Here is a 16,928-nt window from a genome sequence, read left to right as displayed (position 1 = left end):
CCTCTACAATTTTTTCTTCGTCGATTACATTGTACTAAAGTGAGCTATATATGGCTCTTATTTTATTACACAATTATATGGACATATTCGAAGACTTAGAAGATATCGTGCGATTCAGGTCAAATCCGAGCAAAACGCACGAAGACTCAGAAGATATCGTGCGATTCTGCTCAAATCGGGCTAAAACGCACGAAGACTGTAGAGATATCGTGCGATTCGGCTCAAATCGGGATAAAACGCACGAAGACTTGAGATATCGTGCGATTCAGGTCAAATCGAGCTAAAACGCACGAAGACTCAGAAGATATCGTGCGATTCACCCATATAACCATACACATAAAATTATTTTACAGAAGGTATATAGAATCGTGAGTTTTCGTAATGGAAAATAATTTTAGAATAGTCGAATGGTATGCCGGTACTTGTATAAAATATTTGTTCATATTCTAATGATGGATCGCCTTCGTTTAATTGTAAATGTTCAGCATTACCGGCAGATAGTTTATCTATTTTAAAATAAATATCTGTGAAACCGACTTTTACTTTTAAATTGTTTTCTACGTAATCGAATATAGAACCGTTTGCTATTTCTTCGTTCATATATAGTACAACATTTTTACTGAAATACGAAGTTTCTATACAGAATACTTTGCCATCAACGTATCTAATTCGCTCTACATAATATACAGTTTCATTATCTTGTAATTTTAATTGAGTTTTAATGTGTTCTTCAGGTTTAATTTCAGCTATTTTTAAGACTTTGCTTGTTACTTCGTGACCTTTCAAATCATCTGAAAATCCATCTGCAGTAAATAAGTTTAAGTAGCCATCTCTTTTGGGATTTCTTACATAAATACCGCTTCCTCTTGCTTGGTAAATTAATCCTTCTTTTTCGAGACTTTTTAAAGCGTTAATAATTGTACTCTTACTTACATTAAATTCAGATCTTAATATTTCTACGCTTGGTAATTTGTCTCCAGCTTCATATTGTCCATTCTCTATTAGCTCTTCAATACGTTCAGCAATTAATTCGTACTTCAGCATATTAAACCCCACTTTTCGTTGATAATACTTACATTATAGCATTTGTTAAATTAATAGTGCTATTTAATTTTGTATCTATCTTTACAAATTGTACCGGTATAATTATAATGTAAGAGTATACAAATAGAAAACGAGATAATTGGGGTGGAATTATGGCGAACAAAAACGAAAGAATAGCTAAAGAGATTCTTGAGGTAATTGGCGGGGAAGAAAATATTGTTAAAAGCACACATTGTGCAACACGGTTAAGACTTGTACTAAAAAGGTCAGATCCAACTGCGAATGAAAAAGTAAAAAAAATAGAAGGTGTCGTTACAGTTGTTGAAAATAATGGACAATTTCAAGTAGTTATTGGGAATAATGTTGGAGATGTTCATAAAGCTTTTGATGAAATGATAGGTGGTTCTAATAAGAATCAACAACAAAATGAAACAGAAAATAAAGGAAGTATATTAAATAGAGTTATTGCTACAATGTCAGCTGTATTTGCACCATTTATTTATATATTAGCTGCTGCAGGTATTTTGCAAGGTTTATTGATATTAATTAATTTAATTGCACCATCATTTTCTAAAACAGGAACATATGAAGTATTCAATTTCATATCTTGGGCACCATTTACATTCTTACCAATTTTTATTGCGATTACAGCAGCCAAACATTTTAATGTGAATATGTACATAGCTATTGCATGTTCTGCGGCATTAGTGAGTCCAGATTTTACTGCGATACTCGACAGAATTGGTGATGGAGAAACAGTTAGATTATTCGGTATGCCGTTAACTGAAACTGCATATACATCTTCTGTTTTACCACCATTATTGCTTGTTTGGATTTTATCTTATTTAGAAAAATTCCTAAATAAAACAATTCATGAAGTTGTAAGACCGCTATTTGTACCATTCTTATCTATTATTATTATGGTGCCAGTGACATTGTTAGTAATTGGTCCAATTTCAACATTGGCAGCACATGGTATTGCGAATGGATACAATTCACTTGTTGAAGTTGCACCTTGGTTAGCAGGGGCAATTATTGGTGGAGTATGGCAAGTGTTTGTAATATTTGGTGTACATTGGGGAATTACACCAGTTGTTCTTGCAAACTTTGAACAACACGGAAGTGATTCATTCCAAGCTTATCAAACAATCGCTGTTATAGCGCAAGTTGGTGCGGTTGTAGGTGTATTTATTAAAGCGAAAAGTCAAGAAGTTAAGAGGGTATCATCATCTGCTGGTATCACAGGTATTTTTGGAATAACAGAACCCGCAATATATGGTGTGAACTTAAGATTTAAAAAGCCATTTATCATTGCCTGTATTAGTGGTGCAATTGGTGCATTTGTGGCCAGTTTCTTCAATCCAAAATATTATGCTTATGCAGGGTTGCCAGGACCATTAACAATAGTAAATGGTTATAATGCAGATAATGTATCGTCAATTTGGGGGATTTTAATTGGTACTGCTATTGCGATTGTGTTACCTATTATACTCATTCAAATTTTTGGTTATGGTGAAGATACAACTGAACAAGTTGAAACTGCTGATGCAAATCAATCGAACGCAGTCGTTCCAAATGAAAAATTAGAAATTGAAGTTTATTCACCAGTATCAGGAAATATTGTTCAACTTGAAAAAGTACCAGATCCAGTATTTTCAGAAGGTTTAATGGGTAAAGGTATAGCAATAGAGCCAAAGGATAATACAATTTATAGTCCAGTAGAAGGAAAAGTAAGCATGATTGCACCTTCTAAACATGCTATCGGAATTAATACTTTAGATGGGGCAGAAATTTTGATTCATATCGGTCTTGAAACTGTTGAGCTTAACGGTGAAGGATTTGAAGTATTGGTATCAGAAGGCGATGAAATATCTCAGGGTATGCCTTTAATTAAATTTGATAAAGATTCATTAGAAGAAAAAGGATATAACACAATTACGCCGGTTATCATCACAAATAGTGCAGAATTTAGTGAGATTATACCGGTTAACAACGCGAAGTCTAATAAAGGCGAAGTAATTTTAAATATCATTAAAATATAAAGGAGTTTTTAAAATGGCTAAATTAAATAAAGATTTTCTATGGGGTGGCGCATTAGCTGCCAATCAATTTGAAGGTGGATATGATCAAGGTGGTAAAGGTCTAAGTGTTCATGATGTTATGACTGCAGGTGAGCATGGTAAAGCGAGAGAAATTACAGAAACGATTGAGGCGGATAAATTTTATCCAAATCATGAGGGTATAGATTTTTATAATAGATTTAAAGAAGATATTGGTTTATTCAATGAAATGGGATTAAAATGTTTACGTACTTCAATCGCTTGGACACGTATTTTCCCTAATGGTGATGAAACAGAGCCTAATGAAGAAGGTTTGAAATTTTATGATGATGTGATTGATGAATTGTTAAAATATAATATTGAACCTGTACTAACATTGTCACACTTTGAAATGCCATTACATTTAGCTCGTGAATATGGTGGTTTTAGAAATCGTAAAGTTGTAGATTTCTTTGTGCATTTTGCAGAAACGGTATTTAATCGTTACAAAGATAAAGTTAAGTATTGGATGACTTTTAATGAAATTAATAATCAAATGGATACGAGTAATCCAATATTCTTATGGACAAACTCTGGAGTAACTTTGTCAGAAGATGAAGATGCAGAAGAGGTATTATATCAAGTTGCACATAATGAATTAATTGCTAGTGCACTTGCTGTTACAAAAGGTAAAGAGATCAATCCTAACTTTGTCATTGGGAATATGATTTCACATGTACCGATTTATCCTTATTCATGTAATCCAAAAGATATTTTAGAAGCAGAAATTGCAAGTCGTTTAAGATACTTCTTCCCTGATGTTCAAGTAAGAGGTTATTACCCTGGTTATGCATTGAAGATGTTTGAGAAAAAAGGTTACGACATTAAGTGGCAAGAAGGCGATGACGAAATCTTGAAAAACGGTACTGTAGATTATATTGGATTTAGTTATTATATGTCTACTGTCGTTAAACATGATGCACAACAAAGTGTTGAAGATAATGTTGTTAATGGAGGATTACCAAATTCAGTTGAAAATCCATATATTAAAGTCAGCCAGTGGGGATGGGCAATTGATCCAGTTGGACTCAGATATACATTAAACGCGCTGTATAATCGTTACCAATTGCCATTATTTATAGTAGAAAATGGTTTCGGAACGACTGATGAGTTTAAAGAAGATGGAACAATTGATGATCAAGAACGCATTGATTATTTAAGAGAACATATTAATGCATCAATCGAAGCGGTAGACGAAGATGGAGTAGAACTAATGGGTTACACACCATGGGGCATAATTGATATCGTATCATTCACTACTGGTGAAATGAAAAAAAGATACGGTCTTATTCATGTAGATCGTGACAATGAAGGCAAAGGAACACTTAAACGTACTAAGAAACAATCATTCTATTGGTATAAAAATGTAATCAATACAAACGGTGAAGAACTGAAATAAGAACATTGGGGCTGGGGCAAATTAATTTGTCTCAGCCTCTTGTCATTATATCAAAGGTTGATTTAGCGACGTATTTTAAGTAATAATAGTAAGTGCATAGAAATAAAATTATCGTAAAATAATGAAATGAATGTTTGAAGGAGTCTTTTTAATGCAAGAGAGAAAACTAGTCGCGGAAAAAGAAATTGAAATCAATATATACGACATAGATGCCATGGGTATTGTAAGTAATATAGTTTATGTGAAGTGGTTTGAAGATTTAAGAACTGCATTTATAAATCAGTATATGACTCACTCAGAAATGATGAAAAATAATATATCACCTATATTGATGAGAACAGAAGCGGACTATAAAGTACCACTAACTATACATGATAAGCCAATAGGAAGATGTTGGTTAGTCAAAGTAAGCAAGTTAAAATGGGAACTTGAATTTGATATTGTTACACAAGATAACGTTCATTGTATCGGTTATCAAAAAGGTGGATTTTATGATGTAGTTGATAAAAAAATAGCACATACACCAAAAGTATTTTTAGAAATTTAAGTAAGGGGATAAAATATGTCTAAACTACAAAATGATTTAATTAAACCTATCGCTGTTTTTGATGCTGGCCTTGGAAGTTATTCAATCGTTGAATTATTAAGAAAAGAATTTCCTGCTCAAGATTTAATTTATTTAGCTGATCGAAATCAATTTCCGTATGGAAGCAAATCTAAAAGTGAATTAAAAGAGGTTATAAAGACTACTATTCATTATTTAGAAAAGTGGAAACCAAGTGCAATTATTATTGCTTCAAATGCCCCGACAATTACAGTGTTAGATGAAATTAAACATGAATTTGAAACTAAAGTAATTGGTGTGTATCCACCAGTAAAAGAAGCAATTGAGAAATCTAGTTCTAAACAAATAGGTATACTAGGGGCACAATCATTAGTTGAAAGCGAAGAAATAGATGAATATATTCAAGGTGAATCATCTGAAAGTAACGTCTATAAATTTAATGCTTCTCCATTAATTGAACTTGTCGAGTCGGGTAAGTTCATTTCAGATAAGTATCGTACTTTAATGACTGTTAAACAATTTATCGATAATATTTTAGAAAATCATGAAGAAATGGATGTATTTACGTTATCATCAACACATTTACCATGGTTATATAGTTATTTTAAAGAATTATATCCTCATATTATGTTTATAAATCCTGCTCATACTATTGTAGAAAAAGTTCAACAGAACACTTCAAAAGGAAATGGTCAGATAAAATCCTTAGTAACAACGAATGAAGATTATACAATGGAAGACTTTGAAACAATGCTTGGAATGTTGAATATTCAATTGGAAATAGAAGAAATAGAAATATAATAAAGGAACCCCCAGTCTTGAGTGAAGACTGGGGGTTTTTTGATAGAAATGACAGATGACTTGATAAATAGAGCGGTTGAACTTATCAAGACGAGGCAAACATGATAAATAGAGCGGCTGAATATTGCAAGACAGGGCAGACTAGCAACATAGAGCGGTTGAATATTGCAAGACGAGGCAAACATGATAAATAGAACGGTTGAATATTGCAAGACGAGGCAAACATGATAAATAGAGCCCGTGAATTTATCAAGACAGGTCCAACATGATAAATAGAGCGGCTGAATATTGCAAGATGAGGCAAACATGATAAATAGAACAGTTGAATATTGCAAGACAAGGCAAACATGATAAATAGAGCGGCTGAATTTATCAAGACAGGCCAAACATGATAAATAGCCTACCTTCCAACACCCAAATATTCTTCATTCTTCTTACTCTATATACGCCATTAGTATGAATTTATTAGAAAAGTAACAAAATTCAATCTTTTTAAGTATTTACTTATCCTTTTGTGCTAAAATTTTAAAGTACAGATATAAAGGGGAGGGTGATTAACTTTGAAGGTATTTGCAAAATTAGGGTGGTTTATTAAAAAAGAACGAAAAAACTATATTATCGGTATATTAATATTATTAATAGTAGCTTTAATTGATTTATTGCCCCCACAAATTATTGGGCGTGTTATTGATGGTATCACTTTTAATTCTTTAACGGGAAAGACACTTTTGATTTATGTCATTATTCTGTTTTTTGCGGCAGTTCTTACATATGCATTTCGCTATTTTTGGCGCATTATGATATTTGGAGCGAGTATGAGGTTGGGCAAGATATTAAGGTCTCGACTTTACCATAAATATACTTCGATGAGTCCTTCATTTTTCCAAGAGCGTCGTACTGGAGATTTGATGGCTCATGCTACAAATGATATAAGGGCAGTTCAGAATACTGCTGGTGGCGGTGTGTTAACAATTGCGGATTCATTGATGTCTGGCGGTGCTGTATTGATTACGATGGCAATTACAGTTGATTGGCGTTTAACTTTGATTGTAATGATACCTTTACCAATTATGATTATATTAACGAGCTATTATGGTAAGTTATTGAACCGCGGATTTAAAAAAGCACAAGCTGCATTTAGTCAATTGAATGATAAGACACAAGAAAGTATTGCTGGTATAAAAGTTACAAAGACATTTGGATATGAAAAGAATGATCAAGCTGATTTTAAAAGCTTAAGTGATGATGTTGTAAATAAAAATTTAAAAGTCTCTAAAATTGATGCATTATTCGATCCAACTATTATGGCTGTTATTGGTGTCAGTTACTTTTTAGCTATTTTCTTTGGTGCAAGAATGGTCATTAATGATGATATAACGATTGGGCAACTCGTTACATTTACAACGTATTTGGGAATGATGGTTTGGCCACTTTTAGCATTGGGTTTATTTTTTAATATTGTTCAAAGAGGTCATGCGTCATATGAGCGTATTAATGAAATAATTAATGTAAAAAATGAAGTTAATACTGAAGTTGAAACTCATAATATCCCTGAAGGTGACATTCAGTTTAATCTTAAAAACTTCAGCTTTCCAAATGATGAAAGTATAGCTTTGAGCAACGTTCAATTTACAATATCTAAAGGTTCTACTATTGGTATTGTCGGCAGAACGGGCTCAGGAAAAAGCGCGCTTATCAGATTATTATTACGTGAATTTGATACAGAACGAGCGAATGAAATTAAATATGGCGACCAACCATTACGACATTTTGATATTAGCAGCTTAAGAGCTCAATTTGGATATGTACCACAAGATCATTTCTTATTCTCAACATCAATTCGTAATAACATTGCATTTAGTGACCCTTCATTAGAAAATAAAATCATCTATAATGCGAGCAAAACAAGCTATATTCATGAAGATATTTTAAGTTTTCCTGAAGGCTACGATACGGTTGTTGGAGAAAGAGGGGTCTCTTTATCAGGCGGTCAAAAACAAAGGATTTCTATTGCACGTGCATTAATTATGAATCCTCCGGTATTGATTTTAGACGATTCATTATCAGCAGTAGATGCCGAGACTGAAGAACATATTTTAGAAAATATGCAGCGTGTAAGACAAGGCAAGACAAATATTATTACAGCTCATCGAATGAGTGCTGTTAGTCATGCGGATATGATTGTTGTTATGGATGAAGGCACAATCATTGAAAGAGGGACACATCAAGAGTTGATGAGTATTAAAGGCTGGTATTATGAAACATACCAAGCTCAAGCTTTACATGAAGAAATCGCGAGTAGTCTGGATGAGTTAGCGAAAGGGGATGACAGCAATGGCACAAAATCATAATTTAACTGCTAAAGATCAATTTGTAGTACTTAAAAGATTGATTAAATATACATTCCCCTTTAAAGGTATTATAGCGCTAGCTTTTTTAATGTTGACGATTTCAACAGTAGCAAGCATTGCTACACCTTATTTAGTGAAAATATTTATCGATGACTATTTAACACCTCAAGTATTTCCTGAAAATGATATAGCTTTATTAATAACAGTATTCTTTATTACACAAATAGTTGGTGCTGTTGCAACTTATTGGAATGTTTATCTTTTTCAATATTTAGCATTTAAAGTGATACAGCAATTGAGAATAGATGCATTTGATAAAATCGGTCAACTAGGTATGCGTTATTATGACAAAGAACCTGGAGGCAGCATCGTATCTAGATTAACTAACGATACTGAAGCCATCGTCGAAATGTTCATCGGTGTATTCGCATCATTTTTAATGGCAATCTTTATGGTCATTTCAAGTTATGTCATGATGTTTATTTTAGATTTTAAACTTGCATTAATGGCACTTGTATTTGTGCCGATTATTATCTTGATATTAGCACTTTACAGAAAATATTCAGCTATATATTTTTCACAAGCAAGACAACTTTTATCTGATTTAAATGCAAAGCTTGCAGAATCTATCGAGGGTATGCGCATTATTCAAGTGTTTAATCAAGAGAAGAGATTGCAAAGTGAATTTAATGATATTAATGATGAACACTATGATTTTAATATGAAGACAGTTAAAATTGATGGGCTTTTGTTAAGACCAGCAATTAGTATGATTTCAGTCTTTGCTGTCATTATGATACTAAGTTATTTCGGTATATTGAGTTTTTCTGGTGCAGTAACAGCTGGTGTTGTATTTGCTTTTGTACAATACATGGAAAGTTTCTTTGAACCAATTAATCAAGTCAGTCAAAATTTAAACGTATTCCAACAAGCACTTGTATCAGCGAGCCGAGTATTTAAACTTATCGACAATGATATGGTCGAACCGAAACAATTAGAAAATAAAAACTATCATATAAGTGAAGGGAAAGTTGAATTTAAAAATATTACATTTAGTTATGATGGTAAAAATGATGTATTAAAAAATATATCATTTACTGCAAATCCAGGAGAAACAGTTGCACTCGTTGGTCATACTGGCTCTGGAAAAAGTTCAATCATAAATTTATTTATGAGATTCTATGAATATAATCAAGGCGAGATTTTAATTGATAATCAATCGATTAAAGAGATACCTAAAAATGACTTGAAACATAATATCGGGCTAGTACTACAAGATGCTTTTATATTTTATGGAACAATCACTTCAAATATAAAACTGTATCACCCTACAATGACTTTTGAGAAAGTAAGAGAAGCGGCTGAGTTTGTAAATGCAGATCAATTCATTAATAAATTACCTGGGAAATATGACCATCAAGTAATTGAAAAGGGAAGTGCATTTTCAAGTGGAGAAAGACAATTGTTAGCATTTGCGAGAACAATTGCAAGTGACCCTAAAATATTAATTCTTGATGAAGCGACAGCTAATATAGATTCTGAAACAGAAGCTCAAATTCAATTATCATTAGAAAAAATGCGTAAAGGTAGAACGACATTGGCAATTGCACATAGGCTCTCTACAATACAAGATGCCGATCAAATACTCGTTCTTAATAAAGGTGAAATAGTAGAACGTGGTACACACGATGAATTAATTAAAGAAAATGGAATCTATCATAAAATGTATTTATTACAGAACGGATAAAGTGTAATGGATAGATTTTAGAAAAATGTCCTTAATAAATTTAAGCCTGCGCAGATGAAAGTGTCTGTTCAGGCTATTTTAATGTAAATCTGTATAATGAATAGTAATAGATTGTTAGAGGGGGATTTTACATGGGTGTTTTTGATGTAGATTATAATAAAATAACAGAACGAACACAATTTCCATATGAAATCGAAGTGATTCATCATACTTGGATAACAATGTCTGATGGGACTAGGTTATCAGCTAAAATATGGAAACCTAAGACGAATGACAAGACTAAGGGAGCTGTTTTGGAATATTTACCGTATAGAAAAGATGAATTCACAGCTTTAAGAGATGAAATTAGACATAAATATTTTGCTGGCTTTGGTTATACAGCAATTCGAGTAGATATAAGAGGTACGGGTGACTCTGAAGGTATTATTGAAGATGAATATCCATTGCAAGAACAAGATGATGCCATAGATATTATAAATTGGATTACATCACAACAATGGTCAAATGGTTCTGTAGCAATGATTGGTAAATCGTGGGGTGGATTTAATGGTTTGCAAGTAGCTGCTAGACAACCAGAAGCATTAAAGACGATTATATCTTTATGCTCGACTGATGATCGTTATGCTGATGATGTGCACTATAAAGGTGGTACTTTGATGGCATCAGATATGCTCTGGTGGGCTTCAACAATGTTTGCTTATAATGCGAGACCTGCTTTTCCTAAATATTTTGGGGATAAATGGTATGAAAATTGGTTAGAACGTCTGGAACAGACACCGCCGTTTGTTGAAGAATGGGTAAGTCATCAAACAAGAGATGATTATTGGAAACATGGTTCAATTAACGAAGATTATTCTGATATTAAGATTCCAGTATTAACGATGAGTGGTTGGGCAGATGGTTATACAAATGCTGTATTTCGCTTAATGGAAAATTTAAATGTACCGAAAAAAGGTATAATTGGACCGTGGGCACACGAATTTCCAGATGTTGCAATTCCTGGTCCTCAATTTGGTTATTTACAAGAAGTCGTTGCATGGTTAGATAAATGGATGCAACTAGATTCAACTAAAGATCATCAAGATGAATTTTTAGTATATTTGCAAGACAGCGTAGAACCTAAAACATCATATGATTATAGAGAAGGTAAATGGTTTGATTTGTTGAAAGAAAAAACGACTAAGAAAGATCTATTAAGTAGTATGACTAGAGTAATTTCATTAAAAAATAATCAGCAACATGGATTATATTCAGGCGTATTTTGTCCTTTTGGGCAAGAAGGAGATTTACCGGATGATCAAACTATTGATAATGCTTTAGCTAGTTCATTTATGTTGGATACATTTGGTGAAACTTTGAATATAATAGGACAACCAGTAGCAAAGTTACATCTGAAATCTGATATTAAATTTGGTAATATCCATGTTCGTATTACAGACGTACATCCAGACGGTCACAAGACACTCGTTACAATGGGTCAACTTAATTTAAATCATTATAAGAGTCATGAAACACCTGAAAACTTACCGGTGAATGAGTTTATAAATGTTGAAGTGCCGTTAGATGTTATTGGTTATCAAATACCAGCAGGACATACAATAGAAATATCTATCGCACCTGCATATTGGCCACAAATTTGGCCAAGTAGAGAAGTAGCAAACATCGTAGTAGACTTAGAATATTCGCATTTGGAATTGCCATTAGTGGACAATTTTGAAGAAGTTCAATTAAACTATCAATTATCAGAAACAGCACAACCATTAGAAAAAATTATCCATAGAGAAGGTTCAAGAACGAGAGATATAACGAAGCGATTAACAACAAATGAATGGGTATTAAGAGATTATTCAGATGAAGGTTTAAGAACATTGAAAGAAAGTAATATCACATATGGCACCGAGAATCTGAATTTATATACAATTACAGAAGGCGATCCCCTCACAGCAAAAGTACAATGCGATTGGAAAGTAATCGTTAAAGATGATGATATTGATACCGAAGTAGAAACATATAGTACAATGACTTGTGATGTAGACTATTATTATTTATACAACAAGCTAGTAGCATATAATGATGGCGTACAATGCTTCACAAAGACTTGGCATAAGAAAATAAAAAGAAATTATAGTTAGTGGATTTATGAAGTATCAGGAATATATGCTAGGTAAAAAAGGTTGAATCCGGATGAATTGCACGAAGACTCCAAAGATATCGTGCGATTCGGTTGAAATCGGGTTAAATCGCACGAAGACTTCAGAGATATCGTGAGATTCGGTTGAAATCGGGTTAAAACGCACGAAGACTCCAGAGATATCGTGCGATTCGGTTGAAATCGGGTTAAATCGCACGAAGACTCCAGAGATATCGTGCGATTCGGTTGAAATCGGGTTAAAACGCACGAAGACTTCAGAGATATCGTGCGATTCAGCTCAAATCGGGTTAAATCGCACGAAGACTCCAAAGATATCGTGCGATTTAGATCCAAATCCAAATCCAAACTCAGATCCACAATCCACTCCATCTTTAATCATCCTTAATATAGCAAAACCCGTGAGAGCCAGTAGTTATCGTGGCTCTCACGGGTTTCTTTTTAATCTATATATCGATATGACATAAGTTCTTGTAACATATTGATTTCTTCTTGTAACTTAGCTCCGATATTTGTATCGCGAACTTTTTTTCTTTCGAGTTCTTCATCTACAACACGTCGTACGGATAGTTCGTCAGCACCGTTTAGTAGTACGTTTTCTTTTGTACCAAAGTGTTTGTGAGCTACAAGTTGCATTCCGAATGAGTTATAAAGTAATGTATAGCCAGCGATACCTGTTGTAGATTGGTATGCTTTTGAAAATCCACCATCAATGACAATCATTTTACCGTTTGCTTTAATTGGATTTTCTCCATCTATTTCTTTTACAGGTGTATGTCCGTTTATAATACGGCCTTGTTCTGGGTCCAAGTTGAATTCTTCCAACATTTTACGGCACATTTCACTGTCTTCTCTTAAATAGTAGTATGGATTTTTTTCTTCTTTATGTGAAGCTTTATCTTTTATGAAATATCTTTCGAATGTAGTCATGGCACGTTTCCCAAATAGAGAAGAATATTTACCTGTCCATAAATACCAGATTAAATCTGTAGATAAATCATCTGTTTCGTTTTTATGGCTAAATGACTCTCTAATATGATATTCGAACTGATCAAGTAATTCTCGTCCATTATACATCTTGCCGTCAATTTCCATTTCTTCCATGTTGCCGTGTTCATCTACCGGTATACAACCATGGATCAATAAATTACCGTTATATTTTAAATATAAATCTCCTTTTTTCATTAAGAAATTCATATGACGTTTGAGTTTCTCTGATTCTTGAACGGAGAGTAGTAATTTATTAATGACTTCTTCTTCTTCTTCAATTAATTCTGCTGGGTTTGCACGATTAATTGTTTCAAAGCATGTATTTTCAAGTGGGTAAGTATGACCATATACTGTAATCTCTTGTTTGTCGTAATCTACTTTTTCTAGGACTAATCTTTCTTCCATATCAAAAGAAGGTCTGCGTTTAATAATTGGACTTTCTAATTTAAATTGAATAATAGCGATTGCTTGATGAATTTTAGTGATTTGTAATTTTTCATCTTCAGATAGTTTTTTTTCTGCATGTTGTTTTGGATAAAAAGCAGGATTATCTCCATAATATTTTTCTGCTAAATTGACTAATGGACGCAAGTTTATACCATAGGCATCTTCAATTATATCTAGATTATCGTAACGTGCGCATATTCTTAATATATTTGCTAAACATACTTTAGAGCCTGCATAAGCACCAATCCAAAGTACATCATGGTTACCCCATTGAATATCAACTGAATGATAGTTAATCAGTGTTTCCATAATTTTATCAGGTTCTGGGCCACGGTCATAAATATCACCAACTACATGTAAGTGGTCTACAACAAGTTGTTGTATGGTATATGCTAAACCGGTAATGAGTTTATCTGACTGTCCAAGAGAGTTGATTTTTTGAACGATTGTTTCATAATAAGTAGTCTTGTTATTATAGACATTACTTTTATATAAAAGTTCTTCGATTATGTATACAAATTGTTTTGGTAAAGCTTTACGTAATTTAGAACGCGTATACTTACTTGAAGCATATGAAATAAGGTGAATCATTTGTTGGATTGTTTCAACGTACCAGTCATTTAAATCAGCTTTTGTTTCAAATTGATTTTTTATAAGCTTTAGTTTTTCTTCTGGGTAATAAACTAAAGCAGCAAGTTCACTAATTTGTTCTTCAGAATGTGTATCTTTAAAAATATCATGAATTTTAGCTCTAACATTACCCGAACCATTTCTTAAAACGTGTTGAAAAGCATGATATTCACCATGCAAATCACTGACGAAATGTTCAGTTCCTTTAGGCAAGTCTAATATAGATTGTAAGTTAATAATTTCAGTCGCTACTTTTTCTTCTTCGTCAAACTTTTCTGCTAATAAATTTAAGTACTTTTCTTTTAAATTCTGGTTGTCATATTGAGTCATGAAAAAATCACTCCGTTCATCATATTTAAATTTTATTATTTAAATTAAGCATACCATTTGAGATATAGTATATCACATTAAGCGTTTTCTTTAATGGTTTAAAACAAGGTTAATGAGGTTATAAAAGTAAAAAGGAGCGGATGACTGATGAGCTGTAAAATAGAAAGAATTTATGAAAGTGAAGAAGAAAATACAATTAGAGTATTAGTAGATAGAGTATGGCCAAGAGGTATATCTAAAGATAAAGCTAACCTTGATCATTGGCTGAAAGAAATTGCACCTTCTGACACTTTAAGAAAATGGTTTAATCATGATCCAGATAAATTTTCTTCCTTTAAAGAAAAATATATAAAAGAACTAAAATCTGGCGAGCAACAAGAAGCTTTAGAAGAACTAAAAGAAATATACAAAAAAAGCGATAAAAAGGTTGTCTTATTATACAGTGCGAAAGATGAAAAAAATAATCAAGCAGTAGTTCTAAAAGAAATAATTGACCATCAGAAAAAAGATTAATATAAACGTATTTTAAAACTGGCAATCTACTGCCAATATAATGATAAGAGGCTGTGACAATTAATTTGTCAAGCCTCTTAATTCTGTCCTTTTATTGCTATTTTATGCTTCTATTCAACTGTTGATACATTGTCTTTGCATCTTCTTTTGTGCTTATTCCATGAACGTTCATGCGACCGTCTTTAAATAAAGTCATGTTTATATCTGCATACTTTATAAATTTTACATAATCATTTTCTTTAATAATATGACCTGGGAAATAGTGTGCGAATTCAAATGCTTGTTGTTTAAATCTGAATAAGAATGTATCTCCACAAAGTGATTCTATTGATGGATGATAAGAATTATTCAAAGAATGGTATGTTTTTTGTTCACATACAATACAATTGTTGTTTTTTAAAACATCTATATTCCTAGTGCGTGTAGATATTTCAAAAGTATCAATCGTAATCAGTTTTTTAGAAAATCCATTTCCAGAAACGAAGCGTAATAATTCGGATACTTCATAACTTGCTACTTGTTGAACGACAGGTGGTAATACACCATTAATTGCACAGCTTTCACCAGTATGTGGAACGGTATTCAGGATGCACTGCAAACAAGGCCCAGTAAAATCTATAGCATATACAGTTCCTTTGCTTCCAACTGCTGCTCCGTATATCCATGGAATCTGTAATTTATGGCTCACTTCATTGATTAAAAAACGCATATCAAATTGATCCATTCCATCAATTATGATGTCAGGTTGTATTTTGCTAATGATGTTTTCAATGTTATTTGATGTCATTTCTTGATGAATCGCATTTAGTTCAACATTATGATTAATTTGCTTTATTTTCTCTTTTACAGCGTATACTTTTGGTAACATTGCTTGTGCATCATGTTCATCATAAAGTGCTTGGCGATGTATGTTTGACAGTTCTACAATATCCATGTCGATGATTGATAATTTATGTGCACCCATTCGAGCTAATAATTCAGCGACATGGCTACCAAGAGCACCAGCACCCATGATTAAAATATTTGTATTTTGTAATTGTTTTTGGCTTTGTTCTCCAAAGTGCTGATACTTTATTTGTCTTTCATAACGGTTCATTATAAGAAACCTAAACCTTCAGTAGGGCTAGATGCTTGTGCAGTATATTTAACAGGTATTCTACCGGCAGTATAACTTAATTGTCCTGCCTCAATACCTAACTTCATTGCGCTAGCCATAGTTACAGGGTCTCTAGCACCAGAAATAGCAGTGTTTAATAAAATAGCATCTGCACCTAATTCCATTGCATAACAAGCATCTTTCGGAGACCCAATACCAGCATCGACGATAACAGGAATACTTGATTGTTCTATAATATATCTTAAGTTAAGAGGGTTATTGATTCCTCTACCTGTACCTATTGGTGAAGCGAGTGGCATAATAGCGTGAACACCTAATGCTTCTAATCTTTTTGCTAGCACGACATCACATGAAATATATGGACATACGATATAGCCTTTTTCTAATAAAATTTCACAAGCTTTGTAAGTTTCTATTGGGTCAGGCAATAACGTTTTATCATCACCAATTACTTCCACTTTAATGAGATTACATAATCCAGCATGATTCGCAATTTCAGCAATGCGCACAGCTTCTTCGGCAGTATGAGCACCAGCTGTATTAGGGAATGTAATGAATTTTTCTAAGTCTACGTTAGCTAAAGGATTGGGTAAAGATTTATCATATAAATTCATTCGTCTAACAGCAAAGGTTAGAACTTCCGTGCCAGATGCTAGTATGGCTTCAGATTGTGTTTGTTCGTCTTTAAACTTTCCTGTACCTAATAATAATCTTGAGTTAATTTCATATGGTCCTATTTTTAACAT

General features: G+C 33.0%; 12 protein-coding genes. 8 read left to right on the top strand and 4 right to left on the bottom strand.

What is annotated here, in order from left to right:
* Positions 1-342: 342 nt before the first annotated feature.
* The gene (locus tag LQ609_RS11505) at positions 343-1,044 is read right to left on the bottom strand and encodes a GntR family transcriptional regulator (protein ID WP_078358560.1); all 702 of its coding nucleotides are present in this window, start codon (positions 1,042-1,044) and stop codon (positions 343-345) included.
* Between the two features lie 152 nt (positions 1,045-1,196).
* On the opposite strand from LQ609_RS11505, the gene LQ609_RS11500 reads away from it, so the two are divergent.
* The 7 genes from LQ609_RS11500 to LQ609_RS11470 all read left to right on the top strand — a co-directional run bounded on the left by LQ609_RS11500 (position 1,197) and on the right by LQ609_RS11470 (position 12,138).
* Positions 1,197-3,086, top strand: coding sequence for a beta-glucoside-specific PTS transporter subunit IIABC (locus LQ609_RS11500; protein WP_078358561.1), 1,890 nt, complete (start codon positions 1,197-1,199; stop codon positions 3,084-3,086).
* Positions 3,087-3,099: 13 nt separating this feature from the next.
* Entirely contained in the window at positions 3,100-4,542 is a 1,443-nt protein-coding gene (locus LQ609_RS11495) for a 6-phospho-beta-glucosidase (RefSeq protein ID WP_107509359.1), read from the top strand.
* A 151-nt stretch (positions 4,543-4,693) separates the two neighbouring features.
* Positions 4,694-5,089, top strand: coding sequence for an acyl-CoA thioesterase (locus tag LQ609_RS11490; protein ID WP_078358563.1), 396 nt, complete (start codon positions 4,694-4,696; stop codon positions 5,087-5,089).
* 15 nt (positions 5,090-5,104) lie between these two features.
* Positions 5,105-5,908, top strand: a complete 804-nt coding sequence (locus LQ609_RS11485; RefSeq protein ID WP_078358564.1) for a glutamate racemase — start codon at positions 5,105-5,107, stop codon at positions 5,906-5,908.
* Between the two features lie 560 nt (positions 5,909-6,468).
* Positions 6,469-8,259, top strand: coding sequence for an ABC transporter ATP-binding protein (locus tag LQ609_RS11480; RefSeq protein WP_078358416.1), 1,791 nt, complete (start codon positions 6,469-6,471; stop codon positions 8,257-8,259).
* On the top strand, positions 8,243-10,006 hold the full coding sequence (locus LQ609_RS11475) for an ABC transporter ATP-binding protein (protein ID WP_078358415.1): 1,764 nt from the start codon (positions 8,243-8,245) through the stop codon (positions 10,004-10,006). Before LQ609_RS11480 ends, LQ609_RS11475 begins: the two co-directional genes overlap by 17 nt.
* Before the next feature lie 131 nt (positions 10,007-10,137).
* Complete coding sequence (locus tag LQ609_RS11470) at positions 10,138-12,138, top strand: CocE/NonD family hydrolase (RefSeq protein ID WP_078358414.1); 2,001 nt, start codon at positions 10,138-10,140, stop codon at positions 12,136-12,138.
* Positions 12,139-12,596: 458 nt separating this feature from the next.
* Here LQ609_RS11470 and LQ609_RS11465 read toward each other — a convergent pair whose 3' ends face one another.
* Positions 12,597-14,552 (bottom strand): fructose-1,6-bisphosphatase, encoded by a 1,956-nt coding sequence (locus tag LQ609_RS11465; RefSeq protein ID WP_239734771.1) that lies wholly within the window; start codon positions 14,550-14,552, stop codon positions 12,597-12,599.
* 147 nt (positions 14,553-14,699) lie between these two features.
* On the opposite strand from LQ609_RS11465, the gene LQ609_RS11460 reads away from it, so the two are divergent.
* A complete protein-coding gene (locus tag LQ609_RS11460) occupies positions 14,700-15,065 on the top strand; it encodes a DUF488 domain-containing protein (RefSeq protein WP_239734770.1) in 366 nt (121 codons plus the stop codon).
* A gap of 97 nt (positions 15,066-15,162) precedes the next feature.
* Here LQ609_RS11460 and LQ609_RS11455 read toward each other — a convergent pair whose 3' ends face one another.
* Positions 15,163-16,161, bottom strand: coding sequence for a ThiF family adenylyltransferase (locus tag LQ609_RS11455; protein WP_239734769.1), 999 nt, complete (start codon positions 16,159-16,161; stop codon positions 15,163-15,165).
* Positions 16,161-16,928 (bottom strand): thiazole synthase, encoded by a 768-nt coding sequence (locus tag LQ609_RS11450; protein WP_115337106.1) that lies wholly within the window; start codon positions 16,926-16,928, stop codon positions 16,161-16,163. The genes LQ609_RS11455 and LQ609_RS11450 overlap by 1 nt, the downstream gene beginning before the upstream one ends.

Source organism: Mammaliicoccus sp. G-M28 (assembly GCF_022386595.1).
GTDB lineage: Bacteria > Bacillota > Bacilli > Staphylococcales > Staphylococcaceae > Mammaliicoccus > Mammaliicoccus fleurettii.
This window is presented reverse-complemented; position numbering and strand designations above follow the sequence as displayed.

Bases quoted from the DNA above. Each gene is read 5' to 3' on its own strand.
- LQ609_RS11470 (WP_078358414.1), top strand. From the start codon at position 10,138: ATGGGTGTTTTTGATGTAGATTATAATAAAATAACAGAACGAACACAA.
- LQ609_RS11455 (WP_239734769.1), bottom strand. From the start codon at position 16,161: ATGAACCGTTATGAAAGACAAATAAAGTATCAGCACTTTGGAGAACAA.
- LQ609_RS11465 (WP_239734771.1), bottom strand. From the start codon at position 14,552: ATGACTCAATATGACAACCAGAATTTAAAAGAAAAGTACTTAAATTTA.
- LQ609_RS11460 (WP_239734770.1), top strand. From the start codon at position 14,700: ATGAGCTGTAAAATAGAAAGAATTTATGAAAGTGAAGAAGAAAATACA.
- LQ609_RS11495 (WP_107509359.1), top strand. From the start codon at position 3,100: ATGGCTAAATTAAATAAAGATTTTCTATGGGGTGGCGCATTAGCTGCC.
- LQ609_RS11485 (WP_078358564.1), top strand. From the start codon at position 5,105: ATGTCTAAACTACAAAATGATTTAATTAAACCTATCGCTGTTTTTGAT.
- LQ609_RS11475 (WP_078358415.1), top strand. From the start codon at position 8,243: ATGGCACAAAATCATAATTTAACTGCTAAAGATCAATTTGTAGTACTT.
- LQ609_RS11505 (WP_078358560.1), bottom strand. From the start codon at position 1,044: ATGCTGAAGTACGAATTAATTGCTGAACGTATTGAAGAGCTAATAGAG.
- LQ609_RS11500 (WP_078358561.1), top strand. From the start codon at position 1,197: ATGGCGAACAAAAACGAAAGAATAGCTAAAGAGATTCTTGAGGTAATT.
- LQ609_RS11490 (WP_078358563.1), top strand. From the start codon at position 4,694: ATGCAAGAGAGAAAACTAGTCGCGGAAAAAGAAATTGAAATCAATATA.
- LQ609_RS11450 (WP_115337106.1), bottom strand. From the start codon at position 16,928: ATGTTAAAAATAGGACCATATGAAATTAACTCAAGATTATTATTAGGT.